16 protein-coding genes are annotated in these 19,045 nt (G+C 67.0%); 8 read left to right on the plus strand and 8 right to left on the minus strand.

Features of this window, described 5'->3' with window-relative positions; genetic code table 11:
- Positions 1-20: 20 nt before the first annotated feature.
- Both secF and M9979_RS01965 read left to right on the plus strand, forming a co-directional pair.
- Positions 21-995, plus strand: a complete 975-nt coding sequence (secF, locus tag M9979_RS01960; RefSeq protein ID WP_254287655.1) for a protein translocase subunit SecF — start codon at positions 21-23, stop codon at positions 993-995.
- A 9-nt stretch (positions 996-1,004) separates the two neighbouring features.
- Positions 1,005-1,370 (plus strand): Mth938-like domain-containing protein, encoded by a 366-nt coding sequence (locus M9979_RS01965; protein WP_254287656.1) that lies wholly within the window; start codon positions 1,005-1,007, stop codon positions 1,368-1,370.
- On the opposite strand, the gene M9979_RS01970 is transcribed toward M9979_RS01965, so the two are convergent.
- On the minus strand, positions 1,352-2,557 hold the full coding sequence (locus M9979_RS01970; RefSeq protein ID WP_254287657.1) for a glycosyltransferase: 1,206 nt from the start codon (positions 2,555-2,557) through the stop codon (positions 1,352-1,354). The genes M9979_RS01965 and M9979_RS01970 overlap by 19 nt on opposite strands.
- A 66-nt stretch (positions 2,558-2,623) precedes the next feature.
- Positions 2,624-3,448, minus strand: coding sequence for a class I mannose-6-phosphate isomerase (locus M9979_RS01975; RefSeq protein WP_254287658.1), 825 nt, complete (start codon positions 3,446-3,448; stop codon positions 2,624-2,626).
- Positions 3,449-3,539: 91 nt separating this feature from the next.
- On the opposite strand from M9979_RS01975, the gene M9979_RS01980 reads away from it, so the two are divergent.
- Together M9979_RS01980 and recN are read left to right on the plus strand one after the other, a co-directional pair.
- Positions 3,540-4,508, plus strand: coding sequence for an outer membrane protein assembly factor BamD (locus tag M9979_RS01980; RefSeq protein WP_254287659.1), 969 nt, complete (start codon positions 3,540-3,542; stop codon positions 4,506-4,508).
- Positions 4,509-4,578: 70 nt separating this feature from the next.
- Positions 4,579-6,237, plus strand: a complete 1,659-nt coding sequence (gene recN / locus M9979_RS01985) for a DNA repair protein RecN (RefSeq protein WP_254287660.1) — start codon at positions 4,579-4,581, stop codon at positions 6,235-6,237.
- Positions 6,238-6,256: 19 nt separating this feature from the next.
- Here the strand turns inward: recN and M9979_RS01990 are convergent, their stop codons facing one another.
- Positions 6,257-7,237 (minus strand): SDR family oxidoreductase, encoded by a 981-nt coding sequence (locus tag M9979_RS01990; protein WP_254287661.1) that lies wholly within the window; start codon positions 7,235-7,237, stop codon positions 6,257-6,259.
- A 262-nt stretch (positions 7,238-7,499) separates the two neighbouring features.
- Here M9979_RS01990 and ligA point away from each other — a divergent pair, with 262 nt between their 5' ends.
- From ligA to M9979_RS02010, 4 genes are all read left to right on the plus strand, one after another.
- Positions 7,500-9,629 (plus strand): NAD-dependent DNA ligase LigA, encoded by a 2,130-nt coding sequence (gene ligA, locus M9979_RS01995; RefSeq protein WP_254287662.1) that lies wholly within the window; start codon positions 7,500-7,502, stop codon positions 9,627-9,629.
- Positions 9,630-9,803: 174 nt separating this feature from the next.
- The gene (locus M9979_RS02000) at positions 9,804-12,581 is read left to right on the plus strand and encodes a TonB-dependent receptor (protein ID WP_422921418.1); all 2,778 of its coding nucleotides are present in this window, start codon (positions 9,804-9,806) and stop codon (positions 12,579-12,581) included.
- A 100-nt stretch (positions 12,582-12,681) separates the two neighbouring features.
- Complete coding sequence (locus M9979_RS02005) at positions 12,682-13,794, plus strand: sensor histidine kinase (protein WP_254287664.1); 1,113 nt, start codon at positions 12,682-12,684, stop codon at positions 13,792-13,794.
- A complete protein-coding gene (locus M9979_RS02010) occupies positions 13,791-14,597 on the plus strand; it encodes a LytR/AlgR family response regulator transcription factor (RefSeq protein ID WP_254287665.1) in 807 nt (268 codons plus the stop codon). The genes M9979_RS02005 and M9979_RS02010 overlap by 4 nt, the downstream gene beginning before the upstream one ends.
- 36 nt (positions 14,598-14,633) lie before the next feature.
- Here the strand turns inward: M9979_RS02010 and M9979_RS02015 are convergent, their stop codons facing one another.
- The 5 genes from M9979_RS02015 to ubiA all read right to left on the minus strand — a co-directional run bounded on the left by M9979_RS02015 (position 14,634) and on the right by ubiA (position 18,962).
- Entirely contained in the window at positions 14,634-14,780 is a 147-nt protein-coding gene (locus tag M9979_RS02015) for a lmo0937 family membrane protein (RefSeq protein WP_198352245.1), read from the minus strand.
- A 100-nt stretch (positions 14,781-14,880) separates the two neighbouring features.
- Positions 14,881-15,669: a 3'(2'),5'-bisphosphate nucleotidase CysQ gene (locus tag M9979_RS02020; RefSeq protein ID WP_340689038.1), complete on the minus strand. Its 789-nt coding sequence runs from the start codon at positions 15,667-15,669 to the stop codon at positions 14,881-14,883.
- Positions 15,662-17,011 carry a TldD/PmbA family protein gene (locus M9979_RS02025; RefSeq protein WP_254287666.1) on the minus strand — a complete coding sequence of 450 codons (1,350 nt, stop codon included), beginning with the start codon at positions 17,009-17,011 and terminating at the stop codon, positions 15,662-15,664. Before M9979_RS02025 ends, M9979_RS02020 begins: the two co-directional genes overlap by 8 nt.
- 365 nt (positions 17,012-17,376) lie before the next feature.
- Entirely contained in the window at positions 17,377-18,042 is a 666-nt protein-coding gene (locus tag M9979_RS02030; protein WP_254287667.1) for a hypothetical protein, read from the minus strand.
- Positions 18,043-18,050: 8 nt separating this feature from the next.
- Positions 18,051-18,962 carry a 4-hydroxybenzoate octaprenyltransferase gene (gene ubiA / locus M9979_RS02035; RefSeq protein ID WP_254287668.1) on the minus strand — a complete coding sequence of 304 codons (912 nt, stop codon included), beginning with the start codon at positions 18,960-18,962 and terminating at the stop codon, positions 18,051-18,053.
- Positions 18,963-19,045 lie beyond the last annotated feature (83 nt).

The following is a 19,045-nucleotide window of genomic DNA, read 5'->3' on the forward strand; positions in this document are numbered from 1 at the left end:
CGGGGTGACGGAATTTGCCCATGAAACTGCTGAAAATCGTACCCGACAACACCAACATCGACTTCGTCCGCCTGCGCGGCTGGGCGTTCGGGCTGACGCTCGCGCTCAGCCTGCTCGCGGTCGGGCTGACCGTCTACAAGGGCCTCAATTTCGGCGTCGACTTCGTCGGCGGCCTGATGATCGAGGAAAAGTTCGCCTCCACGCCCGACCAGAACAAGGTCCGCTCGGTGGTCGACAACCTCGGCGTCGGTGAAGCCTCGCTCCAGCAGCAGGGCGGGCCGCAGACGCTCATCATCCGCCTGCCCGTCCAGAGCGGCGCCGACGAAGGGGCCACCAACGCCGTCGTCAAAAAGGTCGAGACCGCGCTGGGCCAGGCTTTCCCCGGCGCGACGTTCAGCCGCTATTCGACTGTGTCGGGCAAGGTGTCGGGCGAGCTGATCCGCAACGGCGTCCTCGCCGTGGTGCTGGCGGTGCTCGGCATCGGCCTGTTCGCGATCCTGCGCTTCGAATGGCAGTTCGGCGTCTCGACCATCGTCGCGATCGTGCACGATCTTCTGATGACGATAGGCTTCTTCGCGCTGACCCAGTTCGAATTCGACCTCAACATCATCGCCGCCGTCCTCACCATCATCGGCTATTCGATCAACGACAAGATCGTCATCGACGACCGCATCCGCGAGAACATGCGCCGCTATCGCAAGATGGAGATGCGCGAGATCATCAATCTGTCGGTCAACGAGACGCTGCCGCGCACGGTGATGACCTCGGTCACGATCCTGCTCGCGCTGGTCGCGATGCTGCTGCTCGGCGGCCATGTGCTGCGCGGCTTCACCGCGGCGATGATCCTCGGCATCGTCGTCGGTACCTATTCGTCGATCTACGTTTCGTCGTCGCTGCTCATCACGCTCGGCCTGCGCGCCGAGCCGGCGCCCAGCGACAAGCCTGCGCGCGGGACGATCGACAATGCGGAGCGCGTCGCCCCGCGCGAGCGCTAGGCGATGCGGATGGAGCGTGAGGGCCAGGCCGGCGGCCCGATCGTCCGCGGCTTCGCCGGTAGCGGCTTCCGCGTCGACGATTTCGTCTATCGTGCGCTGCTGCTGACCCCCGACAGCGCGGCGGAATGGACCCCTCCGCCGCTCGCCGCGCTGGGGGAGGATGCGCTCGCAACGTTGACAGCCACCGCGCCCGAGTTCGTGCTGATCGGCACGGGCGCAGCATTGGTCCGCCCTCCGCTCGCGCTGGTGCAGGCGCTCGACGCGCGCGGGATCGGGGTCGAGGCGATGGACAGCCGCGCCGCGGCGCGCGCCTGGGGCGTGCTGCGCAGCGAGGGGCGCGTGATCGCCGCCGCGCTCTACCCGCTCGACGCCTGAGCGGCCTGCGACACGACGCGACAGCCGCGCGTGACCAATCCTGAGAGGTGATCGACCAGCCCCGCCGTATTCGCCCCCCAGGTGAAGCGGGCCGCGGTCGCCCGTACCGCCAGCGGATCGGCGCCTTGTTGCAGCACATCGGCGATGGCGTGCGCGAAGGCGCGCGGATCGCCCATCGCGATGCGCCCCGCCGCGGGTGACGTCACCACCTCCTGCGCGCCGCCCGCCGCGGAGATGACGATCGGCGTGCCGCAGGCCAGCGCCTCCAGCCACGCATTGGCGAGCCCTTCCGAGGTGGAGGCGAGCGCCATCACGTCCGCCGCACCCAGCAGCTCCGGCAACCGATCGTGCGACACCGCCCCCAGCAGCCGGACGCGATCGCCGATCCCCAATGCCTCGGCGCGGGCGAGCAGCTTCGGGCGATCCGGCCCTTCGCCGGCGATCAGCAGCGTCACGCCCGGTAGCATCGCGACGGCGTCGAGGACGAGGCCGTGGCCCTTGCGCGGGATCAGCGCGCCAAGCGACAGCACCGTCGCCCCCGCGATGCCCAGCGCCGCCTTGGCGGCATCCCGGTCGCCCGGCCGGAAGCGTTCCAGATCGACCCCGGTATGATGGACGCGAATGGCGTCCGCCGGCATGCCGAGCGCGATCATGTCGGCGCGCATCGCGGCGCTGACCGCGAGCAATCCGTCGGCGGCATGCGCGGCGGCGACCACCTGCGTCGCGGTCGGCCCCATCGCGCCCCAATGATGCACGTCCGCGCCGCGCGCCTTGATCGACACGGGTACGCCGTAACGCGCGCCCAGCGCCACCGCGGCGGGGCCGTCGGGGAAGAAGAAGGATGCATCGATCACGTCGAACGCGAAACCGTCGCGGATCGCATCCAGCACCGGCTCCAGCGCGCGCAGCAGGTGATGCGCGTGCCAGCGCCCGCCGACGCCGGGCACCGCGGTGAAGCGCGGCCGGTGCACGTCCAGCCCCCGCCACGTCTCGCGCAGCGGCAGCGTCAGCTTGTCGCCATGCTGGATCAGCGCCAGCGGACCCGGCGGCAGCCCGATCGGCGCGACGACCTTCACCACCACCCCCGGCGCCGCGGCCAGTCCCAACGTCTGCCGTTCGACGAACACGCCGAAATTGGGCCGGCTGCGATCCGGGAACAGGGTCGAGAGCGTCAGGACGCGGAGCATGGCACCGGGCTAATGCGCCGCGGTTAACGCTCCTTCATCGATCCGCCGCGTACACAAAATGTAACGTCACCGCCGCCGCGTGCCCGGATAGGCGAACAGCAAATCGGCATCGGCGCTGGTCGTGACCGTCTCGTCGCCCGTCACCGTGACGCACTCGCCCGCCTTGAATGCGACGCCGGCGACGCTGCCCGATCCGCTGATCGGGACGATCCAGCCGGTCTGTCCCTCGTCCAGACGAACCGGATGCTCGCCACCGGACCAGCGCTCCAGCACGAACTTCGGCCCCTCGACCAGGATATCGCGCCCCTCGCCCGCCGCACCCGGCGAGACGATCGGCTGGTAGGGCGTCAGGTGCGACACCGCGACGCCATCGTCGAGGTGCAGTTCGCGGTCGCTGCCGTAATCGTACAGGCGATACGTCGTCTCGCTGTTCTGCTGCACCTCGATCAGCGTCAGTCCACCGCCGATCGCGTGGATCGTGCCCGAGGGGGCATAGTAGAAATCGCCCGCTTTCACCGGCACCCAGTCGAGATCGCCCTCGATCGAGCCGTCCTGTGCGTCGGCGCGCAGTTTTTCGGCGGTGATCGGTGCCTTCGGTCCCAGTGCGATCGTCGAATCGGGGCGCGCCGCCAGGATCGTCCAGCATTCGTCCTTGCCCCGCGGCAGCCCGCGGGCATGCGCCTGTTCGTCGTCGGGATGGACCTGCACCGACAGTTTCTGGCCCGTAAACAGATATTTGATGAGCAGATCGGGCGTCGTGTCGCCGGGTTCCTGGAACCAGATCTCGCCGATCGGATCGCCGTCGCGGGCTGCGTCCTCGAACCCGAAGCCCAGATCGTGCCGGCCCCACGGCTTTTCGACGCGATGGGTGTGGAGCAACGTAGCGGGCATGCGGGTCCTTTCGTCTTCGTATCGAGCCGGCATCAACGTGCGACAGGGGGGATTGTTCGCGGGCCAGCGGTTACGCTAAGAGCCTTAGCCGATGCGTATCCCCCAGTCCAAGGCGCTTGCCGCAGCGCTGATCGCCACCCTCGCGCTTCCCATCGCGGGCTGCGCCCGCAATCGTGCGAAGTCCGACCTGCCTTACGTCGCCCGCGACGTCGGCACGCTCTATTCGACCGCGCGCAAGCGGCTCGACCAGGGGCGCTACAAGGAGGCGGCGGCGCTGTTCGACGAGGTCGAGCGCCAGCACCCCTATTCGATCTGGGCCCGCCGCGCGCAGCTGATGAGCGCGTTCAGCTATTATCTCAACCGCGACTATACCGAGAGCATCCAGTCGGCGCAGCGCTTCCTGTCGGTCCACCCCGGCAACCGCGACGCGCCGTACGCTTATTATCTCGTCGCGCTGAGCTATTACGAACAGATCCGCGACGTCACCCGCGACCAGAAGATCACGCTGCAAGCGCTCAACGCGCTCGGCGAACTGACCCGCCGCTATCCCAACACGCGCTATGCCTCGGACGCGCGGCTGAAGATCGACCTCGTCAACGACCATCTCGCCGGCAAGGAGATGGAGATCGGTCGTTTCTATGAAACCCGCGGCCAGTGGTTGGCGGCCACGCTGCGCTTCCGCACCGTGATCGACAAATACCAGACGACCACCCACACGCCCGAGGCGCTGATGCGGCTCACTGAAAGCTATCTGTCGCTCGGCCTGCCCGACGAGGCGCAGAAGGCGACCGCGGTGCTCGGCGCGAATTATCCGGGCAGCGACTGGTACGAGCAGGCGTACAAGCTGATGCAGAAGCATCCGCCGCAGGCCGTGGCGGCGATTCCGCCGGGCCAGCCGATCGTGCCGGTGGGCACGCCGGGTTCGCAGCGCGCGTCGCTGCCGGGCGATGCGGGCAATGCGACGCCCAAGGCGGAGGCACCGGGCACGCCGACGCCGGTCGCCCCGAGCGGCGGCACGACGGGCGCGCCGGCCCCCAGCACGGAAACGCCGACCACCTGATCGGCATTTTACCAGCCGACGAGAACATTTAAGGATCAACATCGCCGCCGGCCGCGCTATATCGGCGGCGATGTTGACCGCGCTATCCATTCGCGATGTGGTGCTGATCGAGGCGCTCGACCTCGAATTCGGGGCCGGGCTCGACGTGTTGACCGGCGAAACCGGTGCGGGCAAGTCGATCCTGCTCGACGCGCTCGGGCTGGCGCTCGGCGGGCGCGGCGAGACCGGGCTCGTTCGCCACGGCGCGACGCAGGCGGTGGTCACCGCCACCTTCGATTCGCCCACCGGACCGCTCGCCGCGCTGCTCGACGACAATGGCGTCGAGGTCGAACCCGGCGAACCCTTGCTGGTCCGCCGCATCGTCAAGGCCGACGGCGGCAGCCGCGGTTTCGTCAACAACCAGCCCGCCGGTGCCGCCCTGCTGCGCGAGATGGCGCCGATGCTGGTCGAGATCCACGGCCAGCACGACGACCGCGGCTTGCTCAACCCCCGCGGCCACCGCGCGCTACTCGACGCCTTCGGCCGCGTCGATCCCGGCGACACCGCCAAGGCGTGGGCGACGTACCGCGCCGCCGAAACCCGTCTCGCCGCCGCGCAGGCGGAGATCGAAACCGCGGCGCGCGATCGCGAATGGCTGGAGCATGCGGTCGGCGAACTGACCGCGCTCGCCGCCGAACCGGGCGAGGAAGAAACGCTCGCCGACAAGCGCCGCGGCATGCAGCGCGCCGAAAAGATCGCCGACGAACTCGCCGCGATCGACGACTATCTGGAAGGATCGAACGGCGGCCTGTCGCAGCTGCGCCAGGCGGCGCGCGTGCTCGAACGGATCGCGGAGGATCATCCCGCGCTCGGCGAGGCGCTGGCGGCGATCGATCGCGCTGTGATCGAGGCCTCCGCCGCCGAAGAGCAACTGGCCGATGCGCGCCGCGCACTCGCCTTCGACCCGCGCGCGCTGGAAGAGGACGAGGCGCGCCTGTTCGAGCTGCGCGGCATGGCGCGCAAGCATCGCGTCCAGCCCGACGACCTGGCCGCACTCACGGAAGAACTGCGCACCCGGCTCGAACGGCTCGAGGCGGGCGAGGACGGGATCGCGCTGCTCGAAACCGCGGTCGCCGCCGCGCGCGCCGATTATGATGCTGCCGCCGACACCCTGACGCAGCGCCGCCATGCCGCCGCCGAACGACTCGATGCCGCGGTGGCCGGCGAACTGGCGCCGTTGAAGCTCGACGCGGCGCGCTTCCGCACCGTCGTCGCGACGGTCGATGCGGGCAGCTGGTCGTCGCACGGCAAGGACCGCGTCGAGTTCGAGATCGCCACCAACCCCGGCGCGCCGTTCGCACCGCTCGCCAAGATCGCCTCGGGGGGCGAATTGTCACGCTTCATCCTCGCGCTCAAGGTCGCGCTGGCGGAGGAAGGCGGCGCGGCGACGATGATCTTCGACGAGATCGACCGCGGCGTCGGCGGCGCGGTGGCGAGCGCGATCGGCGAACGCCTCGCGCGACTCGCCGAACATACGCAATTGCTCGTCGTCACCCATTCGCCGCAGGTTGCGGCACGCGGCGCCGAACATCTGCTGATCGCCAAGAGCCACGACGGTACGGTGACCCGCACCGGCGTACGCGTCCTCGGCGAGGCGGAACGGCGCGAGGAGATCGCGCGCATGCTGTCTGGCGCCACCGTCACCGACGAGGCGCGCGCGCAGGCGGAACGGCTGCTCGAAACCGCCTGACGCGCCGTCGCCCGGTCGGTTAGATCGCGCCGGTGCCGCCGTTGGCACCGAACGCGCTGCCGGTGGTGAAGCTGTTGCCGCCCTCCGCCAGCGCGACGTACAGACCGGCGAGTTCCGCCGGCTGCCCGGCGCGGCCGAGCGGTGTATCCTGCCCGAATTCGCCCATCTTGCCCGGCAGCTGCCCGCCGGCGACCTGCAACGGCGTCCAGATCGGCCCCGGCGCGACCATGTTGACCCGGATGCCCTGTTTGCCGAGCTGTTTCGCCAGCCCCTTGGTGAAGATCAGGATCGCGCCCTTGGTCGTCGCATAGTCGAGCAGTTCCTCGCCGGGGTTCACCGAATTGACCGACCCGGTGTTGATGATCGCCGACCCCGGCTTCATCAGCGGGATCGCCGCCTTGCAGATATGGAACATCGCATAGACGTTGGTCTTCATCGTCCGGTCGAACTGTTCCGCGGTGATCTCCGCGATCGACGCCTTCGACTGCTGATAGGCGGCGTTGTTGACCAGGATGTCGAGCCCGCCGAGCTCGCGATTGGCGCGCACGACCAGATCGCGGCAGAATTTTTCGTCGGTCAGGTCGCCCGGGATCAGCACGACCTTGCGCCCCTCGCCGCGGAGCAGCCGGGCGACATCCTGCGCATCGGGCTCCTCGCTCGGGTAATAGTTGATCGCGACGTCCGCTCCTTCGCGCGCGAAGGCGATCACCGCGGCGCGGCCGATGCCCGAATCGCCCCCCGTCACCAGCGCCTTGCGTCCGGCCAGCCGCCCCGATCCGCGATAGCTCGCCTCGCCGCTGTCGGGCACCGGCTTCATCTCGCGCTGGAGCGCCGGCCATTTCTGGCGCTGCTCGGGGAAGGGCTGGCTGGTGTATTTGCTCTGCGGATCGGTCAACGCGGGCGCCGCCGTCGCCTGCGCGAAGGCCGGGCCGGCCGCGACCGCGGCACCGGCGACGGCGGCGCCCTTGAACAGGTCGCGGCGATTGGTCTGGTCGGTCATGCGGTGTGTCCTTCTGATATAGCGCGCGCACGATGAACCCGCGAGCGCTCCATCTGTTCACGACACATCAATCGCTTGACACCGCACCCATTGCCTCGTGCCGGCGAACGCGGCAATTGGCGCCACTGCATGACCACTCAGGCCGACGGCCCGCATCTGTCGATCGGATACCACCATGACCACCAGCAAGCGCCGCAGAAAGATCGATACAAGCCACCTGCCTCTTGTGCCGCCTGAAGCGCAGGCTTCGCATTCGCGGATCATGCAGGCGATCGCGATGCATGACGATCGCTATTATGTTCATGACGATCCGACGATCAGCGACGCCGAATACGACGATCTGAAACGACAGCTGCGCGATCTGGAGCGCGACAATCCCGATCTGCGCGACCTGTTCGATCCGACCGCAGCGGTTGCGGGGTCGCCCGCTGCGCATCTTCGCAAGGTGCCGCATGCGCGGCCGATGATGAGCCTCGACAATGCTTTTTCCGACGCCGACGTCGCCGAATTCGTCGCGCGCGTGCGCCGCTATCTGCAGCTGGACGACGATACGCCCGTCGCGCTGACCGCGGAAACCAAAATCGATGGCCTGTCCTGTTCGCTGCGCTACGAAGGCGGGCGGCTGGTGCAGGCGCTGACCCGTGGTGACGGCACGACAGGCGAGGACGTCACTGCCAACGTCCGCACCATTGCCGACATTCCCGGACGCCTGCACGGCGACAGCCCGGACGTGTTCGAAATCCGCGGCGAGGTTTACATGGCGAAGGCGGATTTCGTCGCGCTCAACGCCCGACTGCTGGCTGAGGCGGGCGATCCCGCCAAGGCGCGCCAGTTCGCCAACCCGCGCAACGCAGCCGCCGGATCGCTGCGGCAGAAAGACCCCGGCGTGACCGAGAGCCGTCCACTGCGTTTCTTCGCGCATGGTTGGGGCGAAACCTCCGCCCTCCCTGCCGAGACGCAGGCCGGCGTGGTGGCGACCATCCGCAACTGGGGTCTACCCATCGCCGACGGCTTCGTTCGTACCATCACGGTCGATCAGGCGCTCGCTGCCTATCGCGCGATCGAGGCGGCGCGCGCCGATCTGCCGTTCGACATCGATGGCGTTGTCTACAAGGTCGACCGCCTCGATTGGCAGGCGCGGCTGGGCCAGGTCGCAAAGGCTCCCCGCTGGGCGATTGCGCACAAGTTCCCCGCCGAACAGGCGCAGACGACGCTCGAGCGGATCGATATCCAGGTTGGGCGGACCGGCGCGCTCACCCCGGTCGCGCGACTCGCGCCGGTGACCGTCGGCGGCGTCGTCGTCACCAATGCGACGCTGCACAATGCCGACGAGATCGAGCGGCTCGGCGTGCGCGAGGGCGACCGCGTCGTCGTGCAGCGCGCGGGCGACGTCATTCCGCAGATCGTCCAGAACCTGACGCCCGACGCCGACCGACCGGCATGGCCCTTCCCGCGCACTTGCCCCGAATGCGGATCGGCGGTCGAGCGCGAGGAGGGCGAGGTCGTCTATCGTTGTACAGGCGGACTGATCTGTCCGGCGCAGCGTCTTGAGCGCCTCAGGCATTTCGTCTCACGCAACGCGCTGGATATCGGCGGCCTCGGTGACACGACGATCGACCGCCTGTTGGATGACGGCATCGTGCGAACACCTGCCGATATCTTTCGGCTCAGGGCCGACGATCTGATCGGTCGGGTGCGCGTCGGCAACGAAGCGATCGAGCGGCTGCGGGTGCGAAATCCGGCCCACCAACCGCCGCGGTGGACGGAAAAATCGGCGGCAGACCTGACCGCGGCGATCGATGCGAAGCGGCAGCCGCCGCTCGATCGCTTCCTGTTCGCGCTCGGCATCCGCCACGTCGGCGAGATCACCGCGCGCGACCTCGCCCGCCGCTACCGATCGGCACGAGCGCTCGGCGCGGTGCTGCGCCACGCCGTCTTCCTCCACCACCAGACGCAGCCCGTCATCGGCGAGACCGACCGCAAGTTCGTGCTACGCCGCGACCGCCTGCTCGTCGCCGCGATCGAGACCCCGGGCATCGGGCCGGAAGTCGCCGGCGCGCTGGTCGGCTTCTGCGCCGAACGCCACAACCGCGCGGTCGTCTTCGACCTGCTCCGCCAGGTCCGGCCCACCGACGTCGTGTGGGAAACGCGCGCCTCGCGGGTCAGTGGCAAGACGGTCGTCTTCACCGGCAAGCTCGAAACCCTGAGTCGCGACGAAGCCAAGGCGCAGGCCGAGGCGCTGGGCGCACGCGTGTCGGGATCGGTATCGGCAAAAACCGACCTCGTCGTCGCCGGCGCGGACGCCGGTTCGAAGCTGAAGAAGGCGGCCGAACTGGGCGTCGAGGTGGTCAGCGAGGCGCAATGGGCTGAAATCGTGGCCGAAACGGCATGAGCTCATCGCCCGCGGCGTGGCTTTTTTGCAACGCACAAAAGGGAAGCGACGGCGCCCTGTTTCCCGCCTCGCCAATGTCACAAACTCGCAATATTTAGCACCCATGGCCCGCGGCAACGGCATAACGACGCGCCGCGATCCGAGCAAAAGCTCTAAGGGGAATTTTCGATGCGTATGAACCTGATGTTGGGGGTGGCGGCTGCTGCGCTGATGCTCCCCACCACCGCTTTCGCCCAGTCGACCGGTTCGGCCGAAGCCGACAACGTCGGCACGACGGACATCGTCGTCACCGGCGCGCGCGAAGCCGGTGTCGGCGGCGTCGATGTCCCCAACACGTCGAAGAACAAGCAGGTCCTCAACCAGACCTTCATCTCGCGCCAGACGCCTGGTCAGACGGTCAACGACATCATCAACCAGCTGCCCGGCGTCAGCTTCCAGAACAACGATCCGTTCGGTTCGGCGGGCGGCACGCTCACCATCCGCGGCTTCGACGGCAGCCGCATCAGCCAGACGTTCGACGGCATCCCGCTCAACGACACCGGCAATTATGCGATCTATTCGAACCAGCAGCTCGACCCCGAGCTGATCGAGCAGGTCAACGTCAACCTCGGTTCGACCGACCCCGATTCGCCCACCGCATCGGCGTCGGGTTCGACGGTGAACTATCGCACGCTGATCCCTACCGACGACTTCGGTGCCCGGATGATCGGCTCGGTCGGCGACTACAGCTTCTTCCGCGTCTTCGGTCTGGTCAACACCGGCGTGCTGACGTCGTTCGGCACCAAGGCCTGGTTCTCGGGCTCGAGCGCGACCAACGACGTCGTGTTCAACAATTTCGGCAAGATCAACAAGCAGCAGTATAACGGCAAAATCTATCAGCCGATCGGCAGCGGCAAGGATTTCATCTCGATCTCCGGCCACTATAACCAGAACCGCAACAACTTCTTCGGTTCGGCGCCGCTGCGCTATGACACCAACGTCTTTACCTCGACCGGCGGCACGGGCGCCAATGCGGCCGCTCCGACGCTGAACACGGGCGCCGTCCGCACCGCCGGCACCGGCAGCCTCAATCGCTTCCCGAACAGCCGCGACGAGCTGCCCTATTCGATCGCGCGTTGCCAGATCGCCACGCCGCGCGCCGGCGTCGCCGACACCCCCGCCCTCGTCAACGCGCCGGGCGCGTCGAACAACGGCAGCGGCTGCGGCACCAGCTTCGACGAGCGTGCCAACCCGTCGAACACGGCCAACATCCGCATCAACTCGCGCTTCTCGCTGGGCGACAAGCTGACGCTGTTCGTCGATCCGAGCTACCAGTATACCAAGGCGAACGGCGGCGGCACGGTGACCGCACGTGAAACCGGCTTCACCCGCACCACGGGCGTGCCGATCGCGACGCCGCAGTACGGCTTCATCGGCGGCCAATATTATTTCGGCCGCGATATCAACGGTGACGGCGATACGCTGGATCAGGTGACCGTGCTCGCGCCGAGCCAGACGCAGACGCGTCGTTATGGCGTGATCGCATCGCTGCGCTACGACTTCTCGGACTCGCAGAGCATCCGCGTCGGCTACACGCTGGACTACGGACGCCATCGCCAGACCGGCGAGACCGGCTTCCTGCAGGCCAATGGCGTTCCGTTCGATGTCTTCCCGGTCAACAACGGCATCGCCGCGGTCAACGGCGGCATCATCCAGAAGCGTAACCGCCTGTCGAAGGCGATCCTGAACCAGGGCTTCGCGCAGTACATCGGCAACTTCTTCGAAGACAAGCTGCGCATCGAGGCGTCGCTGACCGGCAAGTGGTTCAAGCGTGACCTGACCAACTATTGCTTCGTCACGGCGGCCAACGGCAACCTCGACTGCCTTGCCACCGAGGGGTCGAATGCGGCCTATGCCAGCGCCAACCCCTATGTCGTCGGCGGTACCACCGCGGTTCCGACGATCACCGGTTATGCAGCGCCGCAGCAGCGCACCTACAAGTACGACAAGCTGCTTCCCGCCGGCGGCCTGACCTACACGGTCAGCGGTGCGCTCTCGATCTTCGGCAATTACTCGAAGGGCATTCAGGTCCCGGGTACGGACAATCTGTACCAGGCGTTCTACTATCCGCAGAACACCACGCCCGCGAACCCGACGCCGGAAACCACCGACAATTTCGACGCCGGCATCCGTTATGCCAGCGGCCGCGTTCAGGCGTCGGTGGGGCCGTGGTACACGCGCTTCCAGAACCGTCTGGCGAGCGCCTATGACATCGACACGCAGCAGACGATCTACCGCAACCTGGGTCGCGTCGATAAGTATGGCGTCGATGCCAGCGTCGCGTATCGCCCGATCAACGAGCTGCTGTTCTACGTCTATGGTTCGTACCTGAAGTCGGAGATCAAGACGAACGTCGAGATCGGCCGTTGCCCGACGGTGCTGACCGCCGCCAACACCACCGCCAATTGCACGGTCGCCGGCGCGCCGATCCTCGCGCAGACCGCCGGCATGCGTGAATCGGGTGCCCCGGTCTACACCTTCGGTGGCCGGGTGCAGGCGACGCTGGGTCCGCTCGAACTGGGCGCCCAGGCCAAGCGTACCGGACGCCGCTACGTCAACGACCAGAACCTCGGCAACTTCGCCTGCACGGTCGCGCTGGTGAACAACGTCTGCCCGACGGTCGCCAACGTGTCGGCGGCCTATACCGGCACGCGCGGTATCCAGTACCAGACCTACGATGCCTTCGCATCGGGCTACACCGTCGTCGATTTCGACGCTCGCCTGTCGCTCGACTGGACCGGCATCGGCGGCAAGAACAAGACCTACCTGCAGTTCAACGTCGTGAACGCCTTCAACAAGTTCTACGTCGGCGGCTTCACCGGTGGTCAGACGCTCAGCGTCAACAACACCATCCCGTTCGTCCAGATCGGCAGCCCGCGGGCGTTCATCATGTCGCTGAACGTCGGCATCTGATCGGTCTGAACTGGTCGATCAAAGGGGCCGCCGTTCCATCGGGAACGGCGGTCCTTCTTTTTTGCACCGCCGGACGTGCGCGTGTAGAGACCGCCACGACATGGCGACGCTTCCCGCCCCACCCCGCCCGGCGCTCAACGTGCGTCCGTTCTTCGAGAACAAGAGCCGTGCCTTCTGGACGCTGCAGGCGGTCGGCTGGACCGGCTATCTGCTGCTGCGCGGCGCCTCGACGCTGACCAACCTGTCGCTCGACGTCATCATCCCGGTGATCTTCGAAGCGATCGTCGGCTATTGCGTGACGCTGCTGCTCTCGACGCTCTACGGCTATTTCCGTGGCCTGCCGCGTGCGCCCGGACTGGTGCTGACGATCATCGCCTTCGCGGTGGCGACGGTGCTGTCCGCGTTCCTCGACGCCTTCACCTGGTCGCTGATCCAGAACGGACAGCCCGGCGTGACGCTGCCGCGCATGCTGGTGTCCTTCTACGTCACCTCGACCGCGCTGTTCGGCTGGTCCGCATTGTATTTCGGCATCAATTTCTACCTGATCGTCGAGGACCAGATCGACCAGATGCAGCATCTGGAGAGTCAGGCCTCGTCGGCTCAGCTGGCCATGCTGCGTTATCAGCTGAACCCGCATTTCCTGTTCAACACGCTCAATTCGATCTCGACGCTGGTGCTGCTCAAGCAGACCGAGCGGGCGAATGCGATGCTGAGCCGGCTGTCGTCGTTCCTCCGCTACACGCTCGCCAACGAGCCGACCGCGCACGTCACCGTAGCGCAGGAGGTCGAGACGCTGAAGCTGTATCTCGAGATCGAGAAGATGCGGTTCGAGGAGCGGCTGCGGCCCGTGTTCGAGATCGACCAGGCGGCCGAGCGCGCCCGCCTGCCCTCGCTGCTGCTGCAGCCGCTCGTCGAGAATGCGATCAAATATGCGGTCAGCACGCAGGAGGAAGGCGCCGAAATCTGCGTGCGCGTGCGGCTCGCCGGGGATCGCGTGCAGATCGGCGTATCGGACACCGGACCGGGTTTGCAGGACGGTCGTGCGCTGCCAAGCCTTTCAACCGGCGTGGGTCTCCCCAATATTAGGGAGCGGCTGGTGCAGGCTTATGGTCCGGACCACCGTTTCGAGACGCGTACCGCGCCGGCTGGAGGCTTTTCGGTGGAGATCGAAATCCCCTTCCAGCTCGACGATCTGAGTAGAGAGGCCGCATGACGATCAGAACCATCCTGGTGGACGACGAACCGCTCGCGATCCAGGGATTGGAGCTTCGGCTCCAGGCGCATGATGACATCGAGATCATCGAGAAATGCTCCAACGGCCGCGAGGCGATCCGGGCGATCAAGACGCACAAGCCCGACCTCGTCTTCCTCGATATCCAGATGCCGGGGTTCGACGGCTTTTCGGTCGTGCAGGGACTGATGGAGGTCGAGCCGCCGCTGTTCGTGTTCGTCACCGCCTACGGCGACCATGCGCTACGCGCGTTCGAGGCGCAGGCGGTCGATTATCTGATGAAGCCGGTCGAGGAGGCACGGCTCGCCGATACGATCGAACGGGTCCGGCAAAGGCTCAGCGAGAAGCGCGGTGTCGAGGAGGTCGAGAAGCTGAAGGAGGTGCTCGCCGAGCACGCGCCCGAGGCGGCGGCCGACATGGCGGATGGTAGCGGCGGCGATACGGTCAGCGCGAACCGGTTCGAGAAGCTCATCAACATCAAGGATCGCGGCCAGATCTTCCGCGTCGACGTCGATACGATCGAGCGGATCGACGCGGCGGGCGATTACATGTGCATCTATACCGGCGACAACACGCTGATCCTGCGCGAGACGATGAAGGATCTGGAAAAGCGGCTCGATCCACGCCGTTTCCAGCGCGTGCATCGCTCGACGATCGTCAACCTCGACCTCGTCAAGCAGGTCAAGCCGCATACCAACGGCGAATGCTTCCTGGTGCTCAATTCGGGCGCCAGCGTGAAGGTCAGCCGCAGTTATCGCGACGTCGTCGCGCGCTTCGTCCACTGATCGGGTAGCGGCCCCCGCGGGGGCCGCTCCGTCCGGCTATATCGCGCGGCGGCCGGTGAACAGCTGGATCAGGCCGACGATGATCGCGATGACCAGCAGGATGTGGATCAGCCCGCCTGCGATATGCAGCGAAAAGCCGAGCAGCCACAGGATCAGCAGGATTACGGCGATCGTCCACAACATGGTCAGGCATCCTCTCCAGCGATCGGCCACCGGGCCGACCATCGGCAACAAAACGTTACGGAACCGGTTCGTGTTCCGCGGATGTTGCAAAGCCTGACGATCAGCCGCCGAGCACGGCCTTCGCACGATCACTGAGCCATTCCACCGCGGCGGTGTGGATGCCGGGTGCGGTGACCATTACTCCGAACGCGGTCGGATCGGGCTTGTTGTAGCGCAGCGGCGCGCCGAGGGCATCGCTGACCCCTGCCCCCGCCTCTGCGGCGATCAGGGCCGCTGCCGCAATGTCCCATTCGTTGCCCCAGCGCAGCGTCGCGACGAGATCGGCCTCGTCGGCGGCGACCATTGCCATGCGCAGCGCGATCGAATTGGGCTTGTGGACGATGGTCAGATGCCGGTCGACCTTGGGCAGCGCATCGGTCGGCACGCGCGCGCCGGTCAGCTCCGTCCGGTCACCGGCATGCAACGCGACGCCGTTGCGCCAGGCGCCGATTCCCCGCGTCCCCGCCCAGCGTTCGCGCCGTGCGGGTGCGTCGAGCACGCCGAGCAGCGGCCGCCCGTCCTCGACCAGCGCGATCGACACCGCCCAGCCTTCGCGACCGCGGATATAGTCGCGGGTGCCGTCGATCGGATCGACCACCCAGACGCGGCGTCGGGCAAGGCGATCGGCATTGTCGACCGTTTCCTCGGACAGCCAGCCGGCGTCGGGAAGCAGCCCCTCCAGCCGCGCACGAAGCATCCGGTCGACGTCGAGGTCGACCTCGCACACCGGGCTGCCCGGGATCTTTTCCCAGCGTGCGAAATCGGTGCGCCAGCGGGCAAGCGCCATCTCCCCCGCTTCCTGCGCGATCAAAGCGACCGCCGCGGTCAGTGCGGTGTCGGCGTCAGCCACTCGCGACGGTCATGCTGTCGACGCGCAGCGTCGGTACGTTGGTGCCATGGCGGAATTCCAGGTCGTTGGCGGGGGTGAGCGCGAGGAACATGTCCTTGAGGTTGCCCGCGATCGTGAACTCCGCCACCGGCCCGGCGATCGCGCCACCGACGATGCGGAAGCCCGCGGCGCCGCGGCTGTAATCGCCGGTGACGCCGTTGACTCCCTGCCCGATCAGCTCGGTGACGTAGACGCCGTCGGCGATGTCCTCGATCAGCGTCGCGACGGGGACGATGCCGGGCTGCATGAACAAATTGCTGGGCGATACGCCCGGGCCGCCGCCGACGCCGCGCGCGGCATGGCCGGTAGGTTCCAGCCCCAATTGCCGCGCCGAGCCGCTGTCGAGCAGCCAGATTTCGAGCATGCCGTCCTCGACGATCGATACCGGCGAGACTGGCAGCCCCTCGCCGTCGAAGGGACGCGAGCGCAGGCCGTGCGGACGGTGCGGATCGTCGCAGATGGTCACGCCGGCGGCGAAGACCTTCGTGCCGAGCGCATCGAGCAGGAAGCTGGTCTTGCGCGCGATCGCCTGCCCCGCGATCGATCCGATCAGGTGGCCGAGCAGCGACGATCCGACGCGCGGGTCGAACACGACGGGCATCGGCCCGCTGGAGACACGGCCGGGATTGATCCGGGCGACCGCGCGCTCGCCGGCGCGGCGGCCGATTACCTCCGCGGGCTCGAGATGCGCGCGCTTGCGGGCGGCGTGATGCGCATAGTCGCGCTCCATGCCGCTCGCCACGTCGCCGGCGAGGACGCTGGCCGACAGGCTGTAGGCGGTGGCGGCATAGGCGCCGGCGAAGCCGTGGCTGGTCGCCAGCGCCCAGACCGATCGCGACGCGCTGGCGCCGCCGCCTTCGCTGTTGGTGACGCCGGGCACCGCGCGTGCCGCATCTTCCGCGGCGAGCGCCATCTCGCGCAGCTCGGCGGGGGCGATCGTGCCACCGTCGTCGAGGTCGAGCAGCGGCGGCGCGCCGTGCATCAGCCGCTCCTGCGGGGCGAGCCCGGCCCAGCGATCCTCCGGCGCCTCGCGCGCCATCGCCACGGCGCGCTCGACCAAAGCGGCGACGGCATCGGCGGAGAGATCGGAGGTCGAGACGCTCGCTGACCGCTGTCCGACGAAGACGCGCAGGCCCAGTTCCTCGCTCTCCGACCGGCCGACGTCCTCCAGCGCGCCGAGCCGAACGGACACGTCGAGCGAGGCATCGGCGGCAAAAACGGCATCGGCGGCGTCCGCCCCGGCGCGGGCGGCACGGGCGACGATATCGGCGGCGCGATCGCGCGCCTGGTCGGGGGTCAGCATCGGCCCGACTTAGGGGCGTGCGCGGCGGGATGCTAGGGCGTGCCGGCGGTGGTTCGACCGTGTCCGGCTTTTTCCATCTGCGTCCCGGGCACGCGGCGGATCGCAACATGGACAAGTTGGACACCTTGATGGAAACGATCACGCATCCATCGTTTCGGGAAATGGGCGCAATATTTTTTGTTCGGACGCGTCCGCACGGCCACGTTTCCAACAGGCAGGTCAGCGACTCGGCGCCAACGCCGCATGGGTTTGTCGAGGTACACGAGGGAAAGAGCGGGCAGTCGGACTGCTCCCAGCATCATACCCAAGTCATCCCATGTAGGACAGCGACGGCAACCATGCGGCAGCGGCTATTCCGCTCACGCCTACTTGCGGGCATTCGATTGCGTGAAGCAGGCGCCCCTCGGCGTTATTCGCGAGTAGACCACCTTATCCGCCTGGCGTGAGAAAGTGTAAAATCTACCACTAAATTCTCTCAAATGACGAAGGCGTCGTGGATCGTCGTAGTGCTCGGGCAACAGCGGAAACCACGTACCATAAGATGATATCACAAACGCAAATTGACCATCTATTGTTCGATCAAGGATGATGTTTGCTTTCGGGTAGATCGAGTAGCCCTGCTTTTCTTGTCGTACTACGTAGCCTGTCGGACGAACGCCAGACTGGTCGAACATGATAGTTTTCGTGTTTATTAGCAGGCGCGGGCCAGAATTGCTCGAGTAACAGCCATAGACGTAACGAGCTTCAATGGACTCTGGCTGATAAAACAGCTTCAACAGAATCAACATCACCAAAACTGGCGTAAAAATTATAGCCCAGCCAAATACCTTATCCCGTAGCTTTATTCCGGCGAAGAAGTCGTAATCTTGCCCATCTAGCCGTTGCATTGCTGACCACGCTTCGTCACGCCTCCGCTGAAATTCGCACAAATCCCGCGTGTCGGATACCCTCTCTGGTCGGATCGACTCGCTGGAACGAACGTCAGCTTTCCACCACTTCACGACATCCCACGTCATGACTTCGATCGCCACGTCTTGCGTCAGATCGCCGACGTTCCCACCACCGCGCTGGCCAGAAACATCAGCAGGCCGGCGAAGCGGTTGCTTCTGAAGCGGGCAAGGGCGTTGGCGCCGTCGTCGGGGACGAGGGTTGCGACCTGCCAGATCAGGTGAGCGGCGACCGGGAGCAGCGCGAGCAGCGCTAGGGGGTCGGGGCGGACTTGCCAGAGCGCGGCTGCCCAGAAGGCGATGGCGAGCGTGTAAAAGATCGCGGTGCCGCCCTTCACATGGGCGCCCATGCGCAGCGCCGAGGAGCGGACGCCGATCAGTGCGTCGTCCTCGCGGTCCTGCAGGGCGTAGATCGTGTCGTAGCCGATGACCCAGGCGATGCAGCCGGCGTAGAGCAGCCACATCGGCGCCGACAGCGCGCGCGCCACCTCGCTCCAGCCGACCAGCGCCGCCCAGGAGAACACGAGGCCGAGCCACGCCTGCGGCCACCAGGTGATCCGCTTCATGAAAGGATAGGCGGCGACCGGCGCGAGGCTGGCGAGCGCGACGCCCGCCGCGAGCAGGTTCAGCTGGACCAGTACGATCAGACCGACGAGGCACAGCGCCAGCAGCCACACCCAGGCGAGCTTGATCGACACCAGCCCGCTGGGGATCGGCCGGGCGCGGGTGCGGGCGACCTGCGCGTCGAGGTCGCGATCGACGATATCGTTGTAGACGCAGCCCGCACCGCGCATCGCGATACTGCCGACGAGGACCCAGAGCAGCAACGGCCAGCGCGCGATCGCGCCGCCCGCCAGCGCGATCCCCCAGGCGCCGGGCCAGAACAGCAGCCACCAGCCGATCGGCCGGTCGAGCCGGGCGAGCAGCGCCAGCCCGCGGATGCGCGGCGGCAGGCGGCCGACGAGGCCGCGGTGTTCGCTGTCGGGGACGATCTCGGCTGTCATGCCATGGTCCTTGCCGCAGCGACGCGGCATCGGGCAAGGGCGCACCCGCTTTTGCCTCGCTATCGCCGCGAAGTTCCGGCAAT

Source organism: Sphingomonas liriopis, from assembly GCF_024211255.1.
Lineage (GTDB): Bacteria > Pseudomonadota > Alphaproteobacteria > Sphingomonadales > Sphingomonadaceae > Sphingomonas > Sphingomonas liriopis.